The following is a 19822-nucleotide window of genomic DNA, read 5'->3' on the forward strand; positions in this document are numbered from 1 at the left end:
GTTTGAGAAGAATCCTGCGGAAAACAGGCTGAACTTCAACGCCGCGGTGGAATTCGCCTTCGCATAAGTTCTTGAATCATATAAGCTTGTCTTCGGATTGGGCGCTATGAGGAGGGCTATTGGCGATCGCTGCCGTCAGCACGACGCGTCTATGGACGCTTGTCGCGAAGGAGTTCTGGCGCAAGACGCGCCGGCGCCTGCGTGCCGGGCCGATCCATCGCTGGCGCTACTCCGGCCGCACACCGGAACGCGTGTTAATCGCTCCGCCGGACCTGCGCCTGGCCGACCGGCAGATCGCGCTCGAGATTTATTATGGCCGCTATCCGCTGTCGGGACATCTGGTCGAGACCGGCGGCAAGTCGCCCTTCCAGATCGCCGTGGCCAATCCCGGCTGGCAAAAGGCCCTGCACGGCTTTCGCTGGCTGCGCCATATGCGCGCCGCCGGCACCGAGCTTGCCGCCGCCAATGCCCGCGCGCTGGTCTCCGACTGGATCACTATCCATGGCAGCAATATTTCCGGTGTCGCCTGGGAGCCCGGCACGACGGCCAAGCGCGTCATTGCCTGGCTGCAGCATTCCTCGGTGGTGCTGCAGGGTGCTGAATTTCCCTTCTACCGGGCCTTCCTGAAGTCGCTGGCCATGCAGATCCGCTATCTCAGGGCGATGGCACGCGAGATGCCGGACGGCAAGGACAGGCTGCGCGCCCGCATCGCGCTTGCCTTTGCCGCTCTGTCGCTACCGGCGCCGGCATCGGCGCTGCGCGGCGCGACCCGCAACCTCGCCGAGGAGCTCGACCGTCAGATTCTGCCGGATGGCGGCCATATTTCCCGCAATCCGATGGCCGTGCTTGAAATCCTCGCCGACCTTCTGCCGCTGCGCCAGACCTATGCCAATCAGGCCGAAACGCCGCCGGCGGCGCTGATGGGCGCCATCGATCGCATGCTGCCGGCGCTGCGTTTCTTTCGCCACCAGGACGGCAGCCTCGCCCGCTTCAACGGCATGGGCGCGACCATCCACAACCGCATCGCCACCATTCTGCGCCACGACGACACCGCTGGCGCGCCATTGCTGCACGCACCGCATTCGGGCTACGAGCGCCTCTCCATGGGCGACGTCACCGTGATCGCCGATACCGGCCCGCCACCGCCGATCGCTGTTTCCAACGCGGCGCACGCCGGATGCCTTTCCTTCGAGCTGTCTTCCGGCCGCCGCCACTATGTCGTGAACGCCGGCGTCGACACCTATGGCGCCGCCGAATTCCGGCCGCTTGCCCGCGCCACGGCCGCCCATTCGACAGCCACCATCAACGACACCTCGTCGGCGCGTTTCAGCCACTCGCTGCGCGTCAACGACTTGCTCGGCACGCCGCTGATCGGCGGCCCGCAGCATGTGCCTTGCAAGCGCACCGATCAGCAAGGCATTCAGGGTTTTCTGGCTCGCCACGACGGCTATGTCGCGCGCTTCGGCTTGCTGCATGAGCGCGAACTGAAATTGTCGACGAACGGCAATGTGCTCGCCGGCAGGGATCGCCTTCTGCGGCCGGGCAATGCTGCGATCCGCAACAACGGCCGCGATTTCGTCACCGTGCGCTTCCACATCCATCCCGACATCGGCCTGCTCCAAGACGAGCACGACCGCCTGGTGCTGACCGCCGATGAAGCCGACACATGGGTGTTCACCTGCACCGAGGTGGCGCCCGAGGTCGAGGAATCCATCTATTTCGCCGGTCTTGGCGGCCCGCGCCGCAGCCGGCAGATCGTGCTGGCCTTCAAGGCATCGGAGGTTTCCGAAGTCCATTGGCAACTGACGCGGACGGCCATCGCCGGTCATTCGGCAAAAAGCTGACACTGCGATTAGCGCTGCAGTTTGATTTCCAAGCCTCATGTGCTACGGCGCGCGGACACTTTCCCAACCAGCCGTGAAAGGCCGCCAGCCCATGGCCGTCGCCGCCAAAAACATTCCCGCGCCCGACCTCGTTCCCGTTCGTCGCGCGCTGCTTTCCGTTTTCGACAAGACCAGGCTCATCGAATTCGCCAGGGCGCTGGCGGCGGCCGGCGTCGAGCTGGTCTCCACCGGCGGCACGGCAAAGGCGATCGCCGAGGCAGGCATGGCTGTGCGCGACGTCTCCGACCTGACCGGCTTTCCCGAGATCATGGACGGCCGCGTCAAGACCCTGCATCCGTCCGTGCACGGCGCGTTGCTTGGCGTGCGCGACGATCCCGAACACGCCGCGGCGATGCGCGATCATGGCATTGAGCCGATCGATCTCGTCGTCTCCAATCTCTACCCTTTCGAGGATGTCCGCCGCTCCGGCGCCGCTTACGCCTCGATCGTCGAGAACATCGACATAGGCGGCCCGGCGATGATCCGCGCCGCCGCCAAAAACCACGCCTATGTCGCCATCGTCACAGACCCCGAGGACTATGCCTCGGTGCTCAACGCGCTTGAGATGAATTTCGGCTCGCTCTCGCTGGATTTCCGCAAGAAGCTGGCGGCCAAGGCCTTCGCCCGCACCGCGACCTATGATGCGGCGATTTCCGGCTGGTTCGCCGAAGCGCTGGAGATCGAGCATCCCACCTGGCGCGCCTTCGGCGGCAGGCTCGACCAGGTGATGCGCTACGGCGAAAACCCGCACCAGAGCGCCGGCTTTTACGTCGATGGCGACAAGCGGCCGGGCGTCGCGACGGCGCGCCAGCTTCAGGGCAAGCAGCTTTCCTACAACAACATCAACGACACCGACGCTGCCTTCGAACTGGTCGGCGAGTTCGATCCGGCCCGCTCCGCCACCGTCGCCATCATCAAGCACGCCAACCCGTGCGGCGTCGCCGAGGGCGCTTCGCTGAAGGCGGCCTACGCCAAGGCGCTTGCCTGCGATCCGGTCTCGGCCTTTGGCGGCATTGTCGCGATGAACCGCACACTCGATGCCGAGGCCGCCGAAGAGATCGTCAAAACCTTCACCGAGGTCATCATCGCGCCTGCCGCTTCCGAAGAAGCAATCCGCATCGTCGCTGCCAAGAAGAACCTGCGCTTGCTGGTCACCGGCGGCCTGCCCGATCCGCGCACGGCCGGCGCCACTGTGAAATCCGTTTCCGGCGGGTTGCTCGTGCAGGGCCGCGACAATGCGGTGGTCGACGACCTCGACCTGAAAGTAGTGACCCGGCGCGCGCCGACGCCGGCCGAAACGGCCGATCTGAAATTCGCCTTTCGCATCGCAAAGCACGTCAAGTCGAACGCCATCGTCTATGTCAGAGACGGTGCCACCGTCGGCATCGGCGCCGGCCAGATGAGCCGGGTCGATTCCGCGCGCATCGCCGCGCGCAAGGCGCTCGACGCGGCCGAGGCAGCCGGCCTGGCCGAGCCTCTGACCAAAAGTTCTGTCGTCGCCTCGGATGCCTTTTTCCCGTTCGCCGACGGGCTTTTGTCTGCGATCGAAGCCGGCGCTACCGCCGTCATCCAGCCGGGCGGCTCGATGCGCGACGACGACGTCATCGCCGCCGCCGACGAGCACGGCATCGCCATGGTCTTTACCGGCGTCAGGCATTTCCGGCATTGAGCGCTTCTTGCCTTCTCCCCTTGTGGGAGAAGGTGGATTGGCGCGCAGCGCCAAGACGGTTGAGGGGTGTTGGACGGATCGCCGTCCGTGCCAAGCTGGAACACCCCTCATCCGACCGAGCTTCGCTCGGCCACCTTCTCCCACTAGGGGAGAAGGAAGAGCGCCCCTACTCCGCCGGCCGATTATCCGCCGGATACGGCGTGCGGATCAGGATCGCCAGGCCGACGCCGAGGAACAGCACGATTGCCGCCATGCCTAGCCGCGACGAGCCGCTGGCCAAGGTGATGGTGGCCACCATGAATGGCGCAGCAAAACTGGTCGCCCGCCCGGCCAGCGCATAGATGCCGAAATAGCGGCCTGATTCGGCAGCTGTGACACTGCGCGCCATGTAGGAGCGCGACGATGCCTGCACCGGCCCGAAGGCAAGCCCGATCAGCAGACCGAAAAAGATGTAGGTTTTTTCGGCCGGTGTACCGAACAACCCGCCGCTATCGACTCCGGGCATCATCCAGGCACCGAACAGCGTGTAGCCCGGCCCGGTCGAGACGATGCCGATCGTGGCAATGCTGAGCAGGACAAGCGAAATCATCACTATGGTCTTGGAGCCGAGCGCCACGTCGAGGCGTGCGGCAACCAGGCAGCCGACGATGGCGACGACATTGAGGATGATGCCGAACAGGCCGATCTCGGTGATCGACCAGTGGAACATCGCCGCCGCAAAGGCACTGCCCAACGCAAGCAACGCGTTGACGCCGTCCTGGTAGATCATGCGGGCGAGGAGAAAGCGGAAGATGCCGCTGCGCTTGCGTACTTCGCCCAGCGTCGATTTCAGTTCCGACAGCCCCTCGCGCACCGCCGGGCCAAGGGGAATGCCCTTCGCCGCATCCGGTGTGAAAAAAAACATTGGCAGGATGAACAGGAAATACCAGGCCGCCGATAGCGGCCCTGTCGCCCGTGCGTCCTCACCGAATTTCGGATCGAGCCCGAGGACCGGGTCGAGGCCGACGATCGTCTTGCCGGTTTCCGGCGAACTGGCCATGAAGGCGACGACGACGATCAGCGCGATCATGCCGCCGAGATAGCCAAGACCCCATGCCATGTTCGAGATTCGGCCGATTTCGCTCTTGGGCACCAGACGCGGCATCATCGAATCGTTGAAGACGGTCGAGAATTCCGCCGCGACCGAGGCCAGCGAAAAGAACAGCACGACCAGAAAAATGTTCGAACCGGGAGCAGCGAACCATAGCAGGCAAAGACTGGTGATCTTGATCGCGGCGAAGAGTGCGATCCACGGTTTTCGTGGGCCGGTCTGGTCGGCGATCGAGCCGAGGATCGGCGACAGAACGGCGATGGCCAGCCCCGCCGCGGCGATGCCGTAACCCCATGCCGCCTGTCCAGTCTCCGGATCGCTCGCCATACGCGAGACGAAATAAGGGCCGAAGATGAAGGTGGTGATGACCGTGAAGAACGGCTGCGCCGCCCAGTCGAACAGCATCCATCCCCAGATGCCGCGTTCCGGCGCTCGCTGCACTGCTACCTCGGCCATATGCCCTCCCACGAACGGTGCCCCCGAAGCGGGGAACCGTTTCGCTCTATAGCGCAGTTCCTGCCGGCAATCGCGCGCGATTCGGAAGACTTCTCACAGCGCCGTCAGGTCATTGATCAGCCCCGATGCCACCGACAGCCGCGACACGGTGATATCGCCGCCCTCGGTCAACGCCTGCAGCCGCTCGCGGATGCGCCCGACTCTCTCGCCGCCGGCCTCCAGCCATGCCGCCACCGGGTCCGCCGCTTCGGCATGGCCGGTGAGCGCCGCCACGGCGATGCCGCGCCTAGCTGCGCCGATCGTGTCGATGGCGCGGGAAAGCGCCAATTGATCATAGTAGTCGGACGGCGCGATCGAGCGCGCCGCATCCTCGACGCGCGGAATGCGGAAGGCATCGCTGACCGCGAAAAACGCCTTCGCGGCGGCGATGATGTCGGCATTCGCCGTTCGGGCCGTCAGCGCGATGTCTGGCACGACGCCGGCCACATCGGTCAGCGCCAGATGTTCTGCCAGCTGTTCGGGCGCGCCGCCCTTGGCCAGACCATGCCGCCGCTCCTCGATCCGCTCGCGCGAGAAGGCCGGCAGCAGCGACGTGAGCTTCGGCTCCAGTGCCTTGCGAGCGTCCTGCAACTCGGCGATCCGTTGGCGGAGCGGAGCGGTGCTGGAATCGTTCTTGAGATACCAGCCGCTGGCGACATAAGTGAGCCGACTGACGGCTTGATAAAGGTCGAGCTGCACCTGTCCGTCGATCTGGTTGTCGAGCGCGTCGATCTGGCGATAGAGCGCCGGCAAGCCAAAGCCGTCGCGCACCACTGCGAAGGTCCGGACCACGTCGGCCGCGCTGCGGCCGGTTGCTTCCTGCAGCCTGTTAACGAAGGGTGGGCCGCCGCGATTGACCAGATCGTTGGCGACGACACGGGCGATGATTTCGCGGCGCAGGCGGTGGTCATGGATTTCGGCCGCGAATTTCTTCGCCATACGGTCCGGAAAATAGCCCATCAGGTCACGGTCGAAATGCGGATCGTCCGGCACGTCGCTGGCCACAATGTCGGAAAACAGCACGATCTTGGCATAGGCCAGCAGCACGCCGAGCTCGGCCCTGGTCAGCGGCTCGCCACGCGCCTCGCGCTCGGCAAGGGCTACCGGCGACGGCAGAGCTTCGACATTGCGGTCGAGCAGGCCGCGCGCCTCGAGTGCTGCCATGAAACGGCTCTGATGGGCGATATCGGCAAGGCCGCGCTTGCGGGCAAGCGACAGCGCGAGCGTCTGCTCGTAATTGTTGGACAGCACCAGCGCGCTCACCTCGTCGGTCATCTCGGCCAGAAGCTTGTTGCGCGCTGGGCGGGTCAGCGCTCCCTTGCGCATGGCGGAAGCCAGCGCAATCTTGATGTTGACCTCGACGTCGGAGCAGTTGACGCCGCCCGAATTGTCGATGGCGTCGGAATTGCAGCGCCCGCCATTCAGCCCCAACTCGATGCGGGCCCGCTGCGTCGCGCCGAGATTGGCGCCCTCGCCGATAACCTTGGCACGCACGTCGAGCGCGGTCACCCGAATGGCATCGTTGGCGCGATCGCCGACATCCTGGTTGCTTTCTGTCGATGCCCTGAGATACGTGCCGATGCCGCCGAACCACAAAAGGTCGACCGGCGCCTTGAGGATGGCACTCATGATCTCGACCGGCGAGGCGGTCGTCTTGCCGAGGCCGATCGCCGCGGCCGCGGCCGGCGGCAGCGTGATCGACTTCTGGCTGCGCGAGACGATGACGCCGCCTTCGGACAGTTTTGTCTTGTCGTAGTCCTGCCAGCTCGAACGGGCGAGGGCGAACATGCGTCGGCGCTCGGCCATCGAAGCCGCCATGTCGGGATCGGGATCGATGAAGATGTCGCGATGATCGAAGGCGGCGATCAACCGGGTCTGCTCGGACAGGAGCATGCCGTTGCCGAACACATCGCCCGACATGTCGCCGACGCCGACAACGGTGAAGGGTGTGGTCTGGATGTCGCGGTTCATCTCGCGGAAATGCCGCTTGACCGCTTCCCAGGCGCCCTTGGCGGTGATGCCCATCTTCTTGTGGTCATAACCGGCCGAGCCGCCGCTGGCGAAGGCGTCGTCGAGCCAGAAGCCATGCTTCTCGCTGATGGCATTGGCGGTGTCGGAAAAGGTCGCCGTGCCTTTGTCGGCGGCGACGACGAAATAGGGATCGTCCTGGTCGCGCCGTACCACACCGGCTAGCGGAATGACGCCGTCCAGGCCGATATTGTCGGTGATCGACAACAGGCTGGAGACGTAATTCTTGTACGCGGATGCGCCGGCTTCGAAGATGGCGTCGCGGCCGCTGCCCATCGGCAGCTTTTTCGGATAGAAGCCGCCCTTGGCGCCGACCGGCACGATCACCGCGTTCTTGACCTGCTGCGCCTTGACCAGGCCGAGCACCTCGGTGCGGTAGTCCTGGGCGCGGTCCGACCAGCGCAGGCCGCCGCGGGCGACCGGGCCGAAGCGCAGATGCACGCCCTCGACCTCGGAACCGTAGACGAAGATCTCCCGCCACGGCCGCGGCGCCGGCAGGCCGTCGACCGCTTGCGAGTCGAGCTTGACCGCCAGCGACTGGCCCTTCTCCTTCAGATCGGGAACGAAATGATTGGTGCGCAGCGAGGCTTCGATCAAATTGAGGTAGCGACGGATGATGGTGTCGTCATCGATGTTGGGAACCTCTTCCAGCGCATCCCTGATCTTGGCCTTGAGGTGCTTGGCCGCGACCACCCCTTCAATCTGCGCCGTCGGTCCGAGGCGGGCGACGAACAGCTCATGCAGGCCACGAGCGATCTCCGGATAGCGGTTGAGCGCGGCGGCAATGAAATCCTGGCTCTGCGGGATGCCGGCCTGCTGGAGATAGCGGCCATAGGCGCGCAGGATGGTGACCTCGCTCGACCACAGGCCGGCGGTCTGGGCAAGGCCGTTATAGCCGTCATTGTCGATGTCGCCGCGCCAGACGGAAAGGAACGCGTCTTCGAACAGCGCGCCGCGGTCGCCAAGGTCGATTGGCTTGCCGTAGCTGTTTTCGAGCTCCATGTCGTGGATGAAGACCATGCCCGGCTGATCACTATTGATCATGCCGGAAGCCTCATCGCCGACCTCGAAGGTGCGCTCGCTGATAACGCGGAAACCGATGTTCTCCAGCACCGGCACCCGCCGCGACAGCGCCACCGGGCTGCCATGGTAATAGATCTTCAGCGCCGCCTGATGCGGTTCCTGGTTGGCGTGACGGTAATAGTCGATGGCGATCGGATTGGCCGCGCTGATCCTGGCGATGCGCCCGGCATCGGCCAAGGCCTCCGCCGGCGAGAAGCTGTCGCGATAGCTCCCCGAGAAGCGCGAGGCGATCGCCGTCAGCGCCGCATCGGCGCCGGTCTCGGCCGCGGTCTCGCGCAGCACGTCGTCCCAGGTCCGCACGATGGCGCGGATCGCTGCCTCGATCGTCGACTGGTCGACCTTCGGCGTCTTGCCGCCGGAACGGCCGATGATGAAGTGGACACGAGCCAGCCCGCCTTCCGGGAAGGCCGGGTAGTAGGCCGACAGCCGGCCTTCGAACACCGTCTTCAGATAGGTGCCGATCTTCTCGCGCACGACGCTGTCATAACGGTCGCGCGGCACGAAGACGAGGATCGAGACGAAGCGGTCGAACTGATCGGCGCGCACCAGCGCTCTGACGCGTGGCCGCTCGACCAGCCCCAGAATGGCTTCGGCGTGCTTGCGCAGGATCGGCACCGGAACCTGGAACAGCTCGTCACGCGGATAGCTCTCCAGCACGTTGATCAGTGCCTTGCCGGAGTGGTCTTCAGGGTTGAAACCGGATTTGGCGATGATGGTTTCGGCTTTCGACCTGAGATAAGGGATCTTCATCACCGAGCGCGTGTAGGCGGTCGAGGTGAACAGGCCGACGATGCGCAACTCGCCGGCGAGCACGCCCTTGGCGGTGTAGGTCTTGACGCCGATGTAATCGAGATAGATGCGGCGGTGCACCGACGATTTGGCGTTGGCCTTAGTGACGATCAGCGGTTCCGGCCCGTGCAGAAAGGCGCGGATTTCCGGCGTCGTCGTCACCGCTTCGGTGCCGCGCCGCAGCACCAGCACGTCGGGATCGGAGAGGATGCCGAGGCCGGGCTTTTCGGTGCGCTCCAGCGTGCCGCTCTTCTCGCCGCCGGTATATTTGAACTCGCGCATGCCGAGGAAGGTGAAATTGTCGTCGCGCAGCCATTCGAGAAAGGCGATCGCTTCAGTGACATGGGCCTTGTCGAGCGGCACCGGAGCGTAGCGGAACTCCGAGATCGCCTGGTCGAGGCGGGCCAGCATCGGCTTCCAGTCGGTGACAGCGGCGCGCACCTGGCTTAATATTTTCTTCAACCGCTCGGCCAATGCCTCGGCCTGATCGGCCGAAAGACGGGCGATATGGACGTGGATGACGCTCAGCCGCTCATGACTGTGATCGCCCTTGGCAAAGCCGCCATCGCCGAGGATTTCGTCGACGCCGCTCTTGCCGTGTCTGACGACGATGACCGGGTGGGTAACCAGCAGCGGTTCGCCGGCGCTCTCGGTGATCTCGCCGAGGATGGAATCGAACAGGAACGGCATGTTGTCGTTGACGACGGTGATTACCGTCATCGGCCTGCCCTGGCGGACGACACCGGAATCGACGTCTATGGCGACGAGGCAATCGCCTTTCTTGTGCCTGGCGACGGCGCGTCCGGCGAGATCGGCGGCGCGTTCGAGGGCGGTGACCTCATAGGCGGCGACATCTTCGGCCGGCGCTCGGGCCAGCAGATAGTCGGCAAGCCTGCCGGGTTTCTCGCTGCCCCTGGCCGTGCTTATCTTTTTCAACTGGCTTGCAGATTTCAGGCCGGCCATGTCGCTAATCCCTCCCGTCATATATTTTGCGACTATGGTAGCAGATGACCGATATTTGGCGACAAAGGTTTGACCGCTTGCGACGAAATGTCGGGATTCGCCGGTGGGTCACCGAAAATGAGGAGAAAATCCGCCATGAAAGACAAAATCATCGCACTTGACCTCGCGCCTGCGGAACAGAGCGAAGCGACGAAAGCCTATTTCGCCAAATGCGAAGAGAAGCTCGGCCTCGTCCCCAATGTGCTTTTGGCCTACGCTTTCGACGAGACGAAGCTGCGCGCCTTCACCGATATGTATAACGATCTGATGCTGGGCCAATCCGGCCTGTCGAAGCTGGAGCGTGAGATGATCGCAGTCGCCGTCTCCTCCATCAATCATTGCTACTATTGCCTTGCCGCCCATGGCGCGGCGGTGCGCCAGCTTTCCGGCGACCCAGCCTTTGGCGAGATGATGGTGATGAATTTCCGAGCCGCCGACCTTTCCGCGAGACAGAAGGCGATGCTTGAATTCGCGGTGAAGCTGACCGAGCAGCCGGCGAAAATCGTCGGGGCCGACCGTGCAACGCTGCGTGAGGCCGGCTTTTCCGATCGCGACATCTGGGACATCGCCTCGACCGCCGCCTTCTTCAACATGTCGAACCGGGTGGCGGCGGCGGTCGACATGCGGCCGAACGATGAATACCACGCGATGGCGCGGTGAGTGCGAGTCAACCGAACCGTACCTTAGCTATGGCGCATTCCCGTTGCGTCTTTGCCGGTTTGGTCCGATGATTGCCCCTGCGGCGTGACCGCATGTCGGTTCGACGCCGCTGATCAACGGAGGAGAACATGGCGAAATTTCTCTATGTGTATCATGGCTCGGGCAAGATGCCGACCGATGAGGCCGAACGGAAAGCAGCGATGGATGCCTGGAACGGCTGGTACGACAAGCTTGGCTCGGCCGTGGTCGACGGCGGCAATCCGGTTGGAATGTCGAAGACCGTGCTGCCCGGCGGCAAGGTCGAGAACAATGGCGGCAGCAATCCGACTGCCGGTTACACAATCATCGAAGCGAAAGACATCGACGATGCCGTCGACAAGGCCAAGGATTGTCCTATCCTGAGCGATCCGGGTTTCAGCGTCGAGATCGCGCCAATCATCGAAATGGGCTGACGCAACGGCTCAGGATCGAGCCGCGATCGCCGCCGCGGCACCGGCCATGGTTGTGGCGCTGACGCGGTTGGCGATCTTCATTGCCCGCTTGCTCTTCAGCAGTTTTCGCGCCTGCGCTGCCGCAATCACCCAGGCCAGATCGATGGCAACCAGGACCACCGCCATGGTCAGCGTCAGCTCGACCCAGCCGACGACCGTCACCGAGGCGAGATCGATGATGGTCGGCAGCAGCGCCAGGTAGAACATCATGATCTTGGGATTGCCGAGCGTCACCGCCATGCCGGCAAGGAACAGTTTGACCGCCGACTCCTCGCGCGGCATCTCGCCCTCGCGCGCCTCGACCGGGGCCGTCCACATCTTCCATGCGAGATAGGCGAGATAGGCGACGCCGACCCATTTCAGCACGACGAAGGCGAAATGGAAGGTCTGCGCCACCACCGCCAGCCCGAACACCGCCAGCGACAGCCAGATGCCCTCGCCGATCCACATGGCGAGCAGGAACGGGAACACGTCGCGAAAGCCCTTTGCGATGACCCGCGCCACCAGAGCGGCAATCGAGGGGCCGGGCGAGCCGGCGGCGACGAAAAGGGCGGCGGCGAAGACCAGAAGCGAGGTGACGTGCATGTGAGTGCCTTCGAGCGTCAGAGAGCCAAGGATATCCGATCGGCGGCGATTTGGCACCCTGCAGTTGCAAAGAACTTTGCCCTCTGAAGAGTCGTCGGCGCCGCCCCTCATCTGGCTGCCGCCATCTTCTCCCCGTGAACGGGGAGAAGGGCGCCGTCATCGACGGTTTCGCCACTTACCAGCGTTGCAAAGAATGAACGCCGAGGGTGCGGTCAGCGGTCTTCTCCCCGTTCACGGGGAGAAGGTGCCGGCAGGCGGATGAGGGGCAGCGCCGACCTCCTTCAAGGAGGCAAAATCGACATCGCCCTTACGCCGCGCCGACCACTTTCGCCGACTTCTCAAAACGCTTGCGCTCGTTCGGGTCGAGATAGAGCTTGCGCAGACGGATGGTCTTCGGCGTCACTTCGACCAGCTCGTCGTCCTGGATCCAGGCCAGCGCGCGTTCCAGCGTCATGCGGATCGGCGGCGTCAGCTTCACCGCCTCGTCCTTGCCGGCGGCGCGGATGTTGGTCAGTTTCTTGCCCTTCAGCACGTTCACTTCGAGGTCGTTGTCGCGTGAATGGATGCCGATGATCATGCCCTGATAGACCTTGACACCGGGATCGATGACCATCGGACCGCGGTCTTCCAGGTTCCACATGGCATAGGCCACCGATTCACCCTGTTCGTTGGAGATCAGTACGCCGTTGGTGCGGCCCGGAAGCTCACCCTTGTAAGGTTCGTAGGCATGGAACAGCCGGTTCATGACAGCGGTGCCGCGCGTGTCGGTCAACAGTTCCGACTGGTAACCGATCAGGCCGCGCGTCGGCGCGTGGAAGACGATGCGCTGGCGGTTGCCGCCTGACGGGCGCAATTCGACCATCTCGGCCTTGCGCTCCGACATCTTCTGCACGACGACGCCGGCATGCTCCTCGTCGACGTCGATGACGACTTCCTCGACCGGCTCGAGCAACTCGCCGTTGTCGCCCTTCTGCATGACGACGCGCGGCCGCGACACGGCGATCTCGAACCCTTCGCGGCGCATCGTCTCGATCAGCACGGCAAGCTGCAATTCGCCGCGGCCGGAGACGAAAAACGAATCCTTGTCCGGCGATTCCTCAATTTTCAGCGCGACATTGCCTTCGGCCTCGCGCAGCAGGCGGTCGCGGATGACGCGGCTGGTCACCTTGTCGCCCTCGGTGCCGGCCAGCGGGCTATCGTTGACGAGGAACGACATCGTCACGGTCGGCGGATCGATCGGCTGCGCATGCAGCGGCTCGATCACCGACAGGTCGCAGAACGTGTCAGCAACGGTGCCCTTCGACAGGCCGGCAATGGCGACGATATCGCCCGCCTGCGCCTCATCGATCGGCTGGCGCTCGAGCCCGCGGAAAGCCAGTATCTTCGAGATACGGCCGGTTTCGACCTGGGTGCCGTCATGATGCAGCACCTTGACCGCCTGGTTGGATTTCAGCGTGCCGGATTCGATGCGACCGGTGATGATGCGGCCGAGGAACGGATTGGCCTCCAGGATGGTGCCGATCATGCGGAACGGGCCGGGATGGACGGTCGGCGCCGGCACATGCTTGATGACGAGGTCGAACAGCGGCGCCAGGCCCTGGTCCTTCGGGCCTTCGGGATTTTCCGATACCCAGCCGTCGCGGCCCGAACCGTAAAGGATCGGGAAGTCGAGCTGTTCGTCGGTTGCGTCAAGCGCTGCAAACAGGTCGAACACTTCGTTGACCACCTCGACATGGCGGGCGTCCGGCCGGTCGATCTTGTTGATGACGACGATCGGCTTCAATCCGACCTTGAGCGCCTTGCCGACGACGAATTTTGTCTGCGGCATCGGCCCTTCGGCGGCATCGACCAGCACGATGGCCGAATCCACCATCGACAGGATGCGCTCGACTTCACCGCCGAAATCGGCGTGCCCGGGGGTGTCGACGATGTTGATGCGGGTGTCCTTCCAGTCGACCGAGGTCGCCTTGGCCAGGATGGTAATGCCGCGTTCCTTTTCGAGGTCGTTCGAATCCATGGCGCGTTCGGCGACCCGCTGGTTGTCGCGGAACGAGCCGGACTGTTTCAGGAGCTGGTCGACGAGGGTGGTTTTTCCATGGTCGACGTGCGCGATGATCGCGATATTACGAATTTTCATGTTGTGGTCTCGGGAGCGTTGCAGGCAGCAGGCCAAAAGGCGCTGCCTCTTTCGGTTGGGCGGCTCATACAGGGTTTTTCGCAATTGCGAAAGAGGAGGCGCGCCACCAAATACATGGTCACCAAATCTTAAGCGTCATGGTGTGAAATGGAATTATTAACCAAAGCGGAACCTTTCGCGGTCGGGACAGTTCAAATTTCATGAGCAAAACGGGCATCAGATACCGGCCAATCCTCGCATGGGCTGCCCTCGCCGTTCTGCTTGCGGCAGGAGTGGCAAGGTCGGCCGCGACGTTGAAGGAGGCACGTCCTGCCCCGCCGTCCGACGCACGAACGGCGGCGCAGTTGTTTGCCGACGCTCCCGATGGCGTCGACCCGGTGGTGACAGGGCCAGTTAGCGCCGCCTTCAAGCAGAGGCAGGAGGCCGCCAACTGCGACAGCGCTGTTTGGCCCAACATTCCGACCGTTTGCTATCCGGATTGACGACCGCGCTTTACCCTCCCCCTTGTGGGAAGGGTCGATCCGCGAAGCGGAGCGGGGGGGTGCGTGCCCCACCTATGTCGGCGCTTCACCCACCCCGTCTCGCCAGCTTCGCTTGCGAAGCCGCCTCGCCGACCCTCCCCACAAGGGGGAGGGTACGCCAGTCCCCTCATGCCGAATGCACCGGATCGAGCGCGACCTTGTAGAGTTCATTGTCGTCGCGATCCATCAGCCGCACCGTCATCTGTTCAGTGGCGCCGTCGATGTCGACGAGGCCGAAGAACTGCAGGCCGGCCGAGGGTGGCAGGTTCTGCCCCTGCTCGGCGGTTGGCGCCTTGATGAATTTCAGCTCCGGGCCGAAGGTCATGTCGAAATCATTGGGTCCGTACGTGCCGGCATGGAGCGGACCGGAGACGAATTCCCAGAACGGATTAAAGTCCTGGAACTGCGCCTTGTCGGGATTGTAGTAGTGCGCCGCCGTGTAATGCACGTCGGCGGTCAGCCAGACGGTGTTGGTGATGCCGGCATTCTTTATATAGCGAAGGAGGTCGGCAATTTCCAGTTCGCGGCCCTTGGCCGGGCCATTGTCGCCATTGCTGATGGCCTCGGCGCCGGCCTTTTTGGTGGCGTCGTTCCAGACGACGAGACCGAGCGGCATGTCGGCGGCGATGATTTTCCAGGTCGCGTTGGAGTTTGCCAGTTCGCGCTTCAGCCATTTCATCTGCTGTTCGCCGAGGATGCGCGATTGCGGCGTCACCGTATCCTGCATGCCGGGGCCATTGGCGCCGCGATAGGAACGCATGTCGAGGAAGAACACTTCGAGCAGCGGCCCGTAGGCGATCTTGCGATAGACGCGGCCCGGTTCCGACGGCTCGTAGCGGATCGTCGTCATTTCCTGGAAGGCGCGTGCCGCGCGTGCCGCCAGCACATGGATGTTTTTTTCCGAGTAGCGGTCGTCGGCGCTCAGGTCCTTCGAATCCGACCAGTTGTTCACCACCTCGTGGTCGTCCCACTGATAGAAGGTCGGGCAGATGGCGTTGAGCCCCAGTACGTTCTTGTCCATCATGTTGTATTTCCACTGGCCGCGGTACTCGTCCAGCGTCTCGGCAACCTTGCGCTTTTCGTCGATGAGGACGTTGTTCTTCCACTTGCTGCCACCGGGAAGGTCGACCTCGTCCTTCATCGGGCCGTCGGCATAGATGGTGTCGCCGGAATGCAGGAAGAAGTCGGGCGTATGCTTGCCGATCGTGGCATAGGTCTTCATGCCGGTGTCGTCGATGCCCCAGCCCTGGCCGGCGGTATCGCCCGACCAGGCGAACCGGATGTCGCGCTTCGAGGCCGGCGCCGTGCGGAAGCGGCCGACGATCGGCTCGGAGATGGCGTTGATGTCGGCGAGATCGGCCGCAATCATGCGGTAGAAGATGTCCTGGTCGGAGGCGAGGTCGGTGAGCAGCCGCTTTACCGTGTAATCGCTGGCCGGCGACGTATCGAGCGGCGCAAGGCGCAAGGGATTGGCGAAATTTTCCGTCGACGAGACTTCGAACATGACGCGCGAAGGGCGGTCGGTACGCGTCCACACCACGCCGCTGGTTGCGTCGACATCGCCCGACTGGATGCCATGGGTGAAGGCGGGCCGCTGATTGGCGCGCGAATAATAGGGAAGCGCGAGGCCCGATACGCCGACGAGGCCGGCGGCGCTCGCCGACGTGACAAAGGCGCGGCGTGAAATCTTGTTCATGGCTGTCTCCTGGATGGCTTAAACGTCGCCGCCAAGGTCCAGCCTCAATGTTTCACGCACATCTCGAAAGCATGAAGGTTTTATTACAATCGACAGGCAGGCGATCTCCCCCTTGAGGGGACATGTCGCCGAAGGCGACAGAGGGGGTCGTCTCGCGTGGAGCGCCGGCGTCGCTTCTCGTAGCGGAAGGCGTTGACGCTTCACGCGAGGCGACGCCCCCTCTGGCCACTTTGCGGCCATCTCCCCCTCAAGGGGGAGATTAGCGCTCAGCCGTCACAGCTCAAGCCGCTCGCGGTTCCGGCTCGAAGGCCGGACGGCTGGTGTTGATCAACAGCGAGATGCAGGCAGCGGCTATTGCCGTCATGCCGGCGATGAGGAAGGCAAGCTCGTAATTGCCCTGCAATTCACGCATGGTGCCGCCGAAGAAGGCGGCAGCCGCAGCTCCCACCTGATGGCCGGCGACGATCCAGCCGAAGACGATCGGGCCGCTGCGGTCGCCGAACGCCTCGTTCGACAGCCTGAGCGTCGGCGGCACGGTGGCGATCCAGTCCAATCCGTAGAGCACGGCGAAGATGATCAGGCTGGTCGACGAAAAGCCGGAATAAGGCAGGTAGATCAGCGACAGGCCGCGGATGCCATAATAGACGCCGAGCAGCTTGCGGGGGTCGAAACGATCGGTGAGCCAGCCCGACAGCGTCGTGCCGATCAGGTCGAAGATGCCCATCAGCGACAGCAGGCCGGCTGCTTGCACCTGGCCGATGCCCATGTCGCCGCAAAACGCGATCAGGTGCGTGCCGACCAATCCGTTGGTGGTGAAGCCGCAGATGAAGAAAGTGGCGAACAGATACCAGAACACGCGGGTGCCGGCGGCACGGCGCAGTGTGCTGAGCGTGTGGGTGAGGAAATTGCCCTGTGAGGCCGGTGGAACCGGCGGCACGTCGTCGACGTCGGCACCGTAGCGCACCATGCCGATCGAGGCCGGACGCTCCGGCACCAGCAGATAGACCAGCGGCACCAGGCAGGCGGTGGCGACCGCAATGGCGATGGCGACCGGCTTCCAGCCGCCCGACTGGGCGAGCGCCGCGAGCAGCGGCAGGAACACCAGCAGGCCGGTGGCGGCGGAGGCCGACATCAATCCCATCACCAGGCCGCGATTGGTCTTGAACCAGCGATTGACGATGGTGGCGCCGAGCACCGTAGCAACCGCGCCGGAACCGACGCCGGAGAATACGCCCCAGGTGAGAAGCAGGTGCCAAGGCTCGGTCATCAACAGGCTGAGCGCCGTCGAGCCCGACATCAGCACCAGCGACGCCAGCAGCGTGCGCCGCAGCCCGATCCGTTCCATCAGGGCCGCGGCAAACGGCCCGGTCAGGCCGTAGAGGAAGATGCCGATGGCCGCGGCGAGCGAGACGACGTCGCGCCGCCAGCCGAAACTCTCCTCTAGCGGCAGCATCATGACGGCCGGCGCCGACCGCAAGCCCGCCGCGATCAGCAGGCAGAGGAAAATGACGGCGACCACGACGAAAGCATAGCGCTGGCCAAACGGACGGGACTGAGCTATCATGTTACTGACCGGTACGTTGCAATTGCACCGATGTATACGTACCGATCGGTAACATGTCAAGCAGGCAACGGCGTATCCTAGATGAAAAGCATCGAACCAACGATGAAAGCGGAAGAAATGGCACCGCCCCGCGCGGGCGAAAAAATCCTTCGCGTTGCCCGCGACCTGTTCTACCGGCAAGGCATCAGGGCGATCGGCGTCGACGAGATCGTGCGGCGCGCCGGCGTCACCAAGCCCAGCCTCTATCGCAGCTTTCCGTCCAAGGACGAATTGGCCGCGTCCTATCTCCGGCAATACGACCTCGAGTTCTGGGACCGCTTCGACGCGGCGGTGGCTGCCCATCCCGGCGATTCGCGCGCGCAGATCGCCGCCTTCCTGACCCGCATCGGCAAGCGCACGCAAAAACCCGACTATCGCGGCTGCGGCATGACCAACGCGGCCGTCGAATATCCCGAGCACGGCCACCCGGCCCGCGTGGTGAGCGAGGCCAACAAGCAGGAATTGCGCCGGCGCCTGCGCGCCATGGCGGCGGCAATGGGTGCCGGCGACGCCGATACGCTGGGCGACGGGCTGCTGCTTCTGATCGAGGGCGCCTATATCAGCGGCCAGCTGTTCGGTGCCGGCGGACCGGCGAAGTCTGTGGCCCGGAACGCCGACCTGCTGATCGAGGCGAGCTTGAAGAAATAGCGTTTGGCGATACGCTGCGGCAGCCCGAAACGGAGTTGCCGCGATGCGTGCTCTTTTGCTGATCCCGCTTGCCCTCGCCGGACTCTGCCAGCCTGCCCAGGCCGGCGACATTTCCAGCGCCTACACCGATCTCGACTGGAAGAAGGACTGCGTGACTTACGCGCAGGCTGAGGAAGGCGACGGCGACTGGGCCAGTCTTGCCTGCTCGGGATATCGCGGCTACCCGGTGCTGATCGCCTACGACGATGCCCGGGAATCGCTGTTCTACGGTTTTCCGCCCAGCGACATGACCGCGGTCTGGGAAAGTTTTGTCGCCTTCAACTCGGCTGCCCCCAAACTCGAGTGGCGCATCGAGACGAACGGCGATCGCGCCGTCCCGTTTGCGGTCATCCATCGGCGCTCGATCAGCAATCCCGAGGCGGAGAACAAACCGACCGACGTGCTGATCGTCGTCAAGGTCGCCCAGCCGGAGACCTATGAAGGCTGCACCGTCGGCCTAGTGCTGGCCACCGGCAACCCCGGCGCCAACGACCAGGCCCGCAAGCTCGCCGACGAAAAGGCGCGGACCTTTGCCTGCGGCAAGGACCAGCGCGTGGTGATCGGCAACGTACCGGCTTTCGGCCGCGTCGATAACTGACTTCGTCATCCCTGGGCGGAGCGACGCGAAGCGGAGCGCAGACCCTGGGATCCATTCCGTGACATCAACCGAAGCGCGCAGCGGACCAGAATTCTGCACCGTTGCGGCGCTTTGACGTCACGGCATGGATCCAGGGGTCTGCGCTGCGTCGCTACGCTCCTTGCTGCGCCCCAGGATGACGAAGCTGAAGGGCTTCGGCCAACCTCAACCGGTTGCGACAGCCCATTCGGTCAACTTCAGGAGTTTCTGCTACTTGCTTGCCTTGGCCCGCTCGATCGCCTCGACGATCATCTTCTTGGCGTAGGCGGCATCGTGCCAGCCCTCGATCTTGACCCATTTGCCGGGTTCGAGATCCTTGTAGTGCTCGAAGAAATGCTGCACCTGCTGGCGGGTGATGTCGGGCAGGTGCGTGTATTCGGTGACGTTCTCGTACCGCAGCGTCAGCTTGGGCGAAGGCACCGCGATGATCTTTTCGTCGAGGCCGGAATTGTCCTCCATCACCAGCACGCCGATCGGCCGCACATTGATGACGCAGCCCGGCACCAGCGCGCGCGTGTTGCAGACCAGCACGTCGATCGGGTCGCCGTCACCCGACAGCGTGTGCGGCACGAAGCCGTAATTGCCGGGATAGCGCATCGAAGTGTGCAGGAAACGGTCGACGAACAGCGTGCCGGCCTCCTTGTCCATCTCGTACTTGATCGGCTCGCCGCCGATCGGCACCTCGATGATGACGTTGATGTCCTCCGGCGGGTTCTTTCCGATGGCGATGGCTTCAATACGCATGGCTTTTGTCCCTCTTTCGATT

14 protein-coding genes are annotated in these 19822 nt (G+C 63.8%); 7 read left to right on the plus strand and 7 right to left on the minus strand.

The window, feature by feature from the left end; genetic code table 11:
* The first annotated feature begins 119 nt into the window (after positions 1 to 119).
* Positions 120 to 1844 carry a heparinase II/III family protein gene (locus NMG70_RS23280; protein ID WP_254026693.1) on the plus strand — a complete coding sequence of 575 codons (1725 nt, stop codon included), beginning with the start codon at positions 120 to 122 and terminating at the stop codon, positions 1842 to 1844.
* A 91-nt stretch (positions 1845 to 1935) separates the two neighbouring features.
* Positions 1936 to 3552 carry a bifunctional phosphoribosylaminoimidazolecarboxamide formyltransferase/IMP cyclohydrolase gene (purH, locus tag NMG70_RS23285; RefSeq protein WP_254026694.1) on the plus strand — a complete coding sequence of 539 codons (1617 nt, stop codon included), beginning with the start codon at positions 1936 to 1938 and terminating at the stop codon, positions 3550 to 3552.
* 166 nt (positions 3553 to 3718) lie between these two features.
* Here purH and NMG70_RS23290 read toward each other — a convergent pair whose 3' ends face one another.
* A complete protein-coding gene (locus NMG70_RS23290) occupies positions 3719 to 5098 on the minus strand; it encodes an MFS transporter (protein ID WP_254026695.1) in 1380 nt (459 codons plus the stop codon).
* 93 nt (positions 5099 to 5191) lie between these two features.
* Entirely contained in the window at positions 5192 to 10000 is a 4809-nt protein-coding gene (locus tag NMG70_RS23295; RefSeq protein WP_254026696.1) for an NAD-glutamate dehydrogenase, read from the minus strand.
* 135 nt (positions 10001 to 10135) lie between these two features.
* On the opposite strand from NMG70_RS23295, the gene NMG70_RS23300 reads away from it, so the two are divergent.
* Positions 10136 to 10699, plus strand: coding sequence for a peroxidase-related enzyme (locus NMG70_RS23300; protein ID WP_254026697.1), 564 nt, complete (start codon positions 10136 to 10138; stop codon positions 10697 to 10699).
* 128 nt (positions 10700 to 10827) lie between these two features.
* Positions 10828 to 11151, plus strand: coding sequence for a YciI family protein (locus NMG70_RS23305; RefSeq protein WP_254026698.1), 324 nt, complete (start codon positions 10828 to 10830; stop codon positions 11149 to 11151).
* A 9-nt stretch (positions 11152 to 11160) separates the two neighbouring features.
* Here the strand turns inward: NMG70_RS23305 and NMG70_RS23310 are convergent, their stop codons facing one another.
* The gene (locus tag NMG70_RS23310; protein WP_254026699.1) at positions 11161 to 11775 is read right to left on the minus strand and encodes a LysE family translocator; all 615 of its coding nucleotides are present in this window, start codon (positions 11773 to 11775) and stop codon (positions 11161 to 11163) included.
* Positions 11776 to 12082: 307 nt separating this feature from the next.
* Positions 12083 to 13912, minus strand: coding sequence for a translational GTPase TypA (gene typA, locus NMG70_RS23315; RefSeq protein WP_254026700.1), 1830 nt, complete (start codon positions 13910 to 13912; stop codon positions 12083 to 12085).
* A 200-nt stretch (positions 13913 to 14112) separates the two neighbouring features.
* Here typA and NMG70_RS23320 point away from each other — a divergent pair, with 200 nt between their 5' ends.
* On the plus strand, positions 14113 to 14394 hold the full coding sequence (locus NMG70_RS23320) for a hypothetical protein (RefSeq protein ID WP_254026701.1): 282 nt from the start codon (positions 14113 to 14115) through the stop codon (positions 14392 to 14394).
* A gap of 166 nt (positions 14395 to 14560) precedes the next feature.
* Here NMG70_RS23320 and NMG70_RS23325 read toward each other — a convergent pair whose 3' ends face one another.
* The gene (locus NMG70_RS23325; protein ID WP_254026702.1) at positions 14561 to 16129 is read right to left on the minus strand and encodes an alkaline phosphatase D family protein; all 1569 of its coding nucleotides are present in this window, start codon (positions 16127 to 16129) and stop codon (positions 14561 to 14563) included.
* A gap of 280 nt (positions 16130 to 16409) precedes the next feature.
* Positions 16410 to 17693 (minus strand): MFS transporter, encoded by a 1284-nt coding sequence (locus NMG70_RS23330; RefSeq protein ID WP_254026703.1) that lies wholly within the window; start codon positions 17691 to 17693, stop codon positions 16410 to 16412.
* Positions 17694 to 17774: 81 nt separating this feature from the next.
* Here NMG70_RS23330 and NMG70_RS23335 point away from each other — a divergent pair, with 81 nt between their 5' ends.
* Both NMG70_RS23335 and NMG70_RS23340 read left to right on the plus strand, forming a co-directional pair.
* Positions 17775 to 18380, plus strand: a complete 606-nt coding sequence (locus NMG70_RS23335) for a TetR/AcrR family transcriptional regulator (protein WP_254026704.1) — start codon at positions 17775 to 17777, stop codon at positions 18378 to 18380.
* A 43-nt stretch (positions 18381 to 18423) separates the two neighbouring features.
* Positions 18424 to 19017 (plus strand): hypothetical protein, encoded by a 594-nt coding sequence (locus NMG70_RS23340; RefSeq protein ID WP_254026705.1) that lies wholly within the window; start codon positions 18424 to 18426, stop codon positions 19015 to 19017.
* Positions 19018 to 19266: 249 nt separating this feature from the next.
* Here NMG70_RS23340 and ppa read toward each other — a convergent pair whose 3' ends face one another.
* On the minus strand, positions 19267 to 19800 hold the full coding sequence (gene ppa / locus NMG70_RS23345) for an inorganic diphosphatase (RefSeq protein WP_023800478.1): 534 nt from the start codon (positions 19798 to 19800) through the stop codon (positions 19267 to 19269).
* Positions 19801 to 19822 lie beyond the last annotated feature (22 nt).

This window comes from Mesorhizobium ventifaucium (assembly GCF_935822925.1).
GTDB lineage: Bacteria > Pseudomonadota > Alphaproteobacteria > Rhizobiales > Rhizobiaceae > Mesorhizobium > Mesorhizobium ventifaucium.

Bases quoted from the DNA above. Each gene is read 5' to 3' on its own strand.
- purH (WP_254026694.1), top strand. From the start codon at position 1,936: ATGGCCGTCGCCGCCAAAAACATTCCCGCGCCCGACCTCGTTCCCGTT.
- NMG70_RS23290 (WP_254026695.1), bottom strand. From the start codon at position 5,098: ATGGCCGAGGTAGCAGTGCAGCGAGCGCCGGAACGCGGCATCTGGGGA.
- NMG70_RS23295 (WP_254026696.1), bottom strand. From the start codon at position 10,000: ATGGCCGGCCTGAAATCTGCAAGCCAGTTGAAAAAGATAAGCACGGCC.
- NMG70_RS23300 (WP_254026697.1), top strand. From the start codon at position 10,136: ATGAAAGACAAAATCATCGCACTTGACCTCGCGCCTGCGGAACAGAGC.
- NMG70_RS23305 (WP_254026698.1), top strand. From the start codon at position 10,828: ATGGCGAAATTTCTCTATGTGTATCATGGCTCGGGCAAGATGCCGACC.
- NMG70_RS23310 (WP_254026699.1), bottom strand. From the start codon at position 11,775: ATGCACGTCACCTCGCTTCTGGTCTTCGCCGCCGCCCTTTTCGTCGCC.
- typA (WP_254026700.1), bottom strand. From the start codon at position 13,912: ATGAAAATTCGTAATATCGCGATCATCGCGCACGTCGACCATGGAAAA.
- NMG70_RS23320 (WP_254026701.1), top strand. From the start codon at position 14,113: ATGAGCAAAACGGGCATCAGATACCGGCCAATCCTCGCATGGGCTGCC.
- NMG70_RS23325 (WP_254026702.1), bottom strand. From the start codon at position 16,129: ATGAACAAGATTTCACGCCGCGCCTTTGTCACGTCGGCGAGCGCCGCC.
- NMG70_RS23330 (WP_254026703.1), bottom strand. From the start codon at position 17,693: ATGATAGCTCAGTCCCGTCCGTTTGGCCAGCGCTATGCTTTCGTCGTG.
- NMG70_RS23335 (WP_254026704.1), top strand. From the start codon at position 17,775: ATGAAAAGCATCGAACCAACGATGAAAGCGGAAGAAATGGCACCGCCC.
- NMG70_RS23340 (WP_254026705.1), top strand. From the start codon at position 18,424: ATGCGTGCTCTTTTGCTGATCCCGCTTGCCCTCGCCGGACTCTGCCAG.
- ppa (WP_023800478.1), bottom strand. From the start codon at position 19,800: ATGCGTATTGAAGCCATCGCCATCGGAAAGAACCCGCCGGAGGACATC.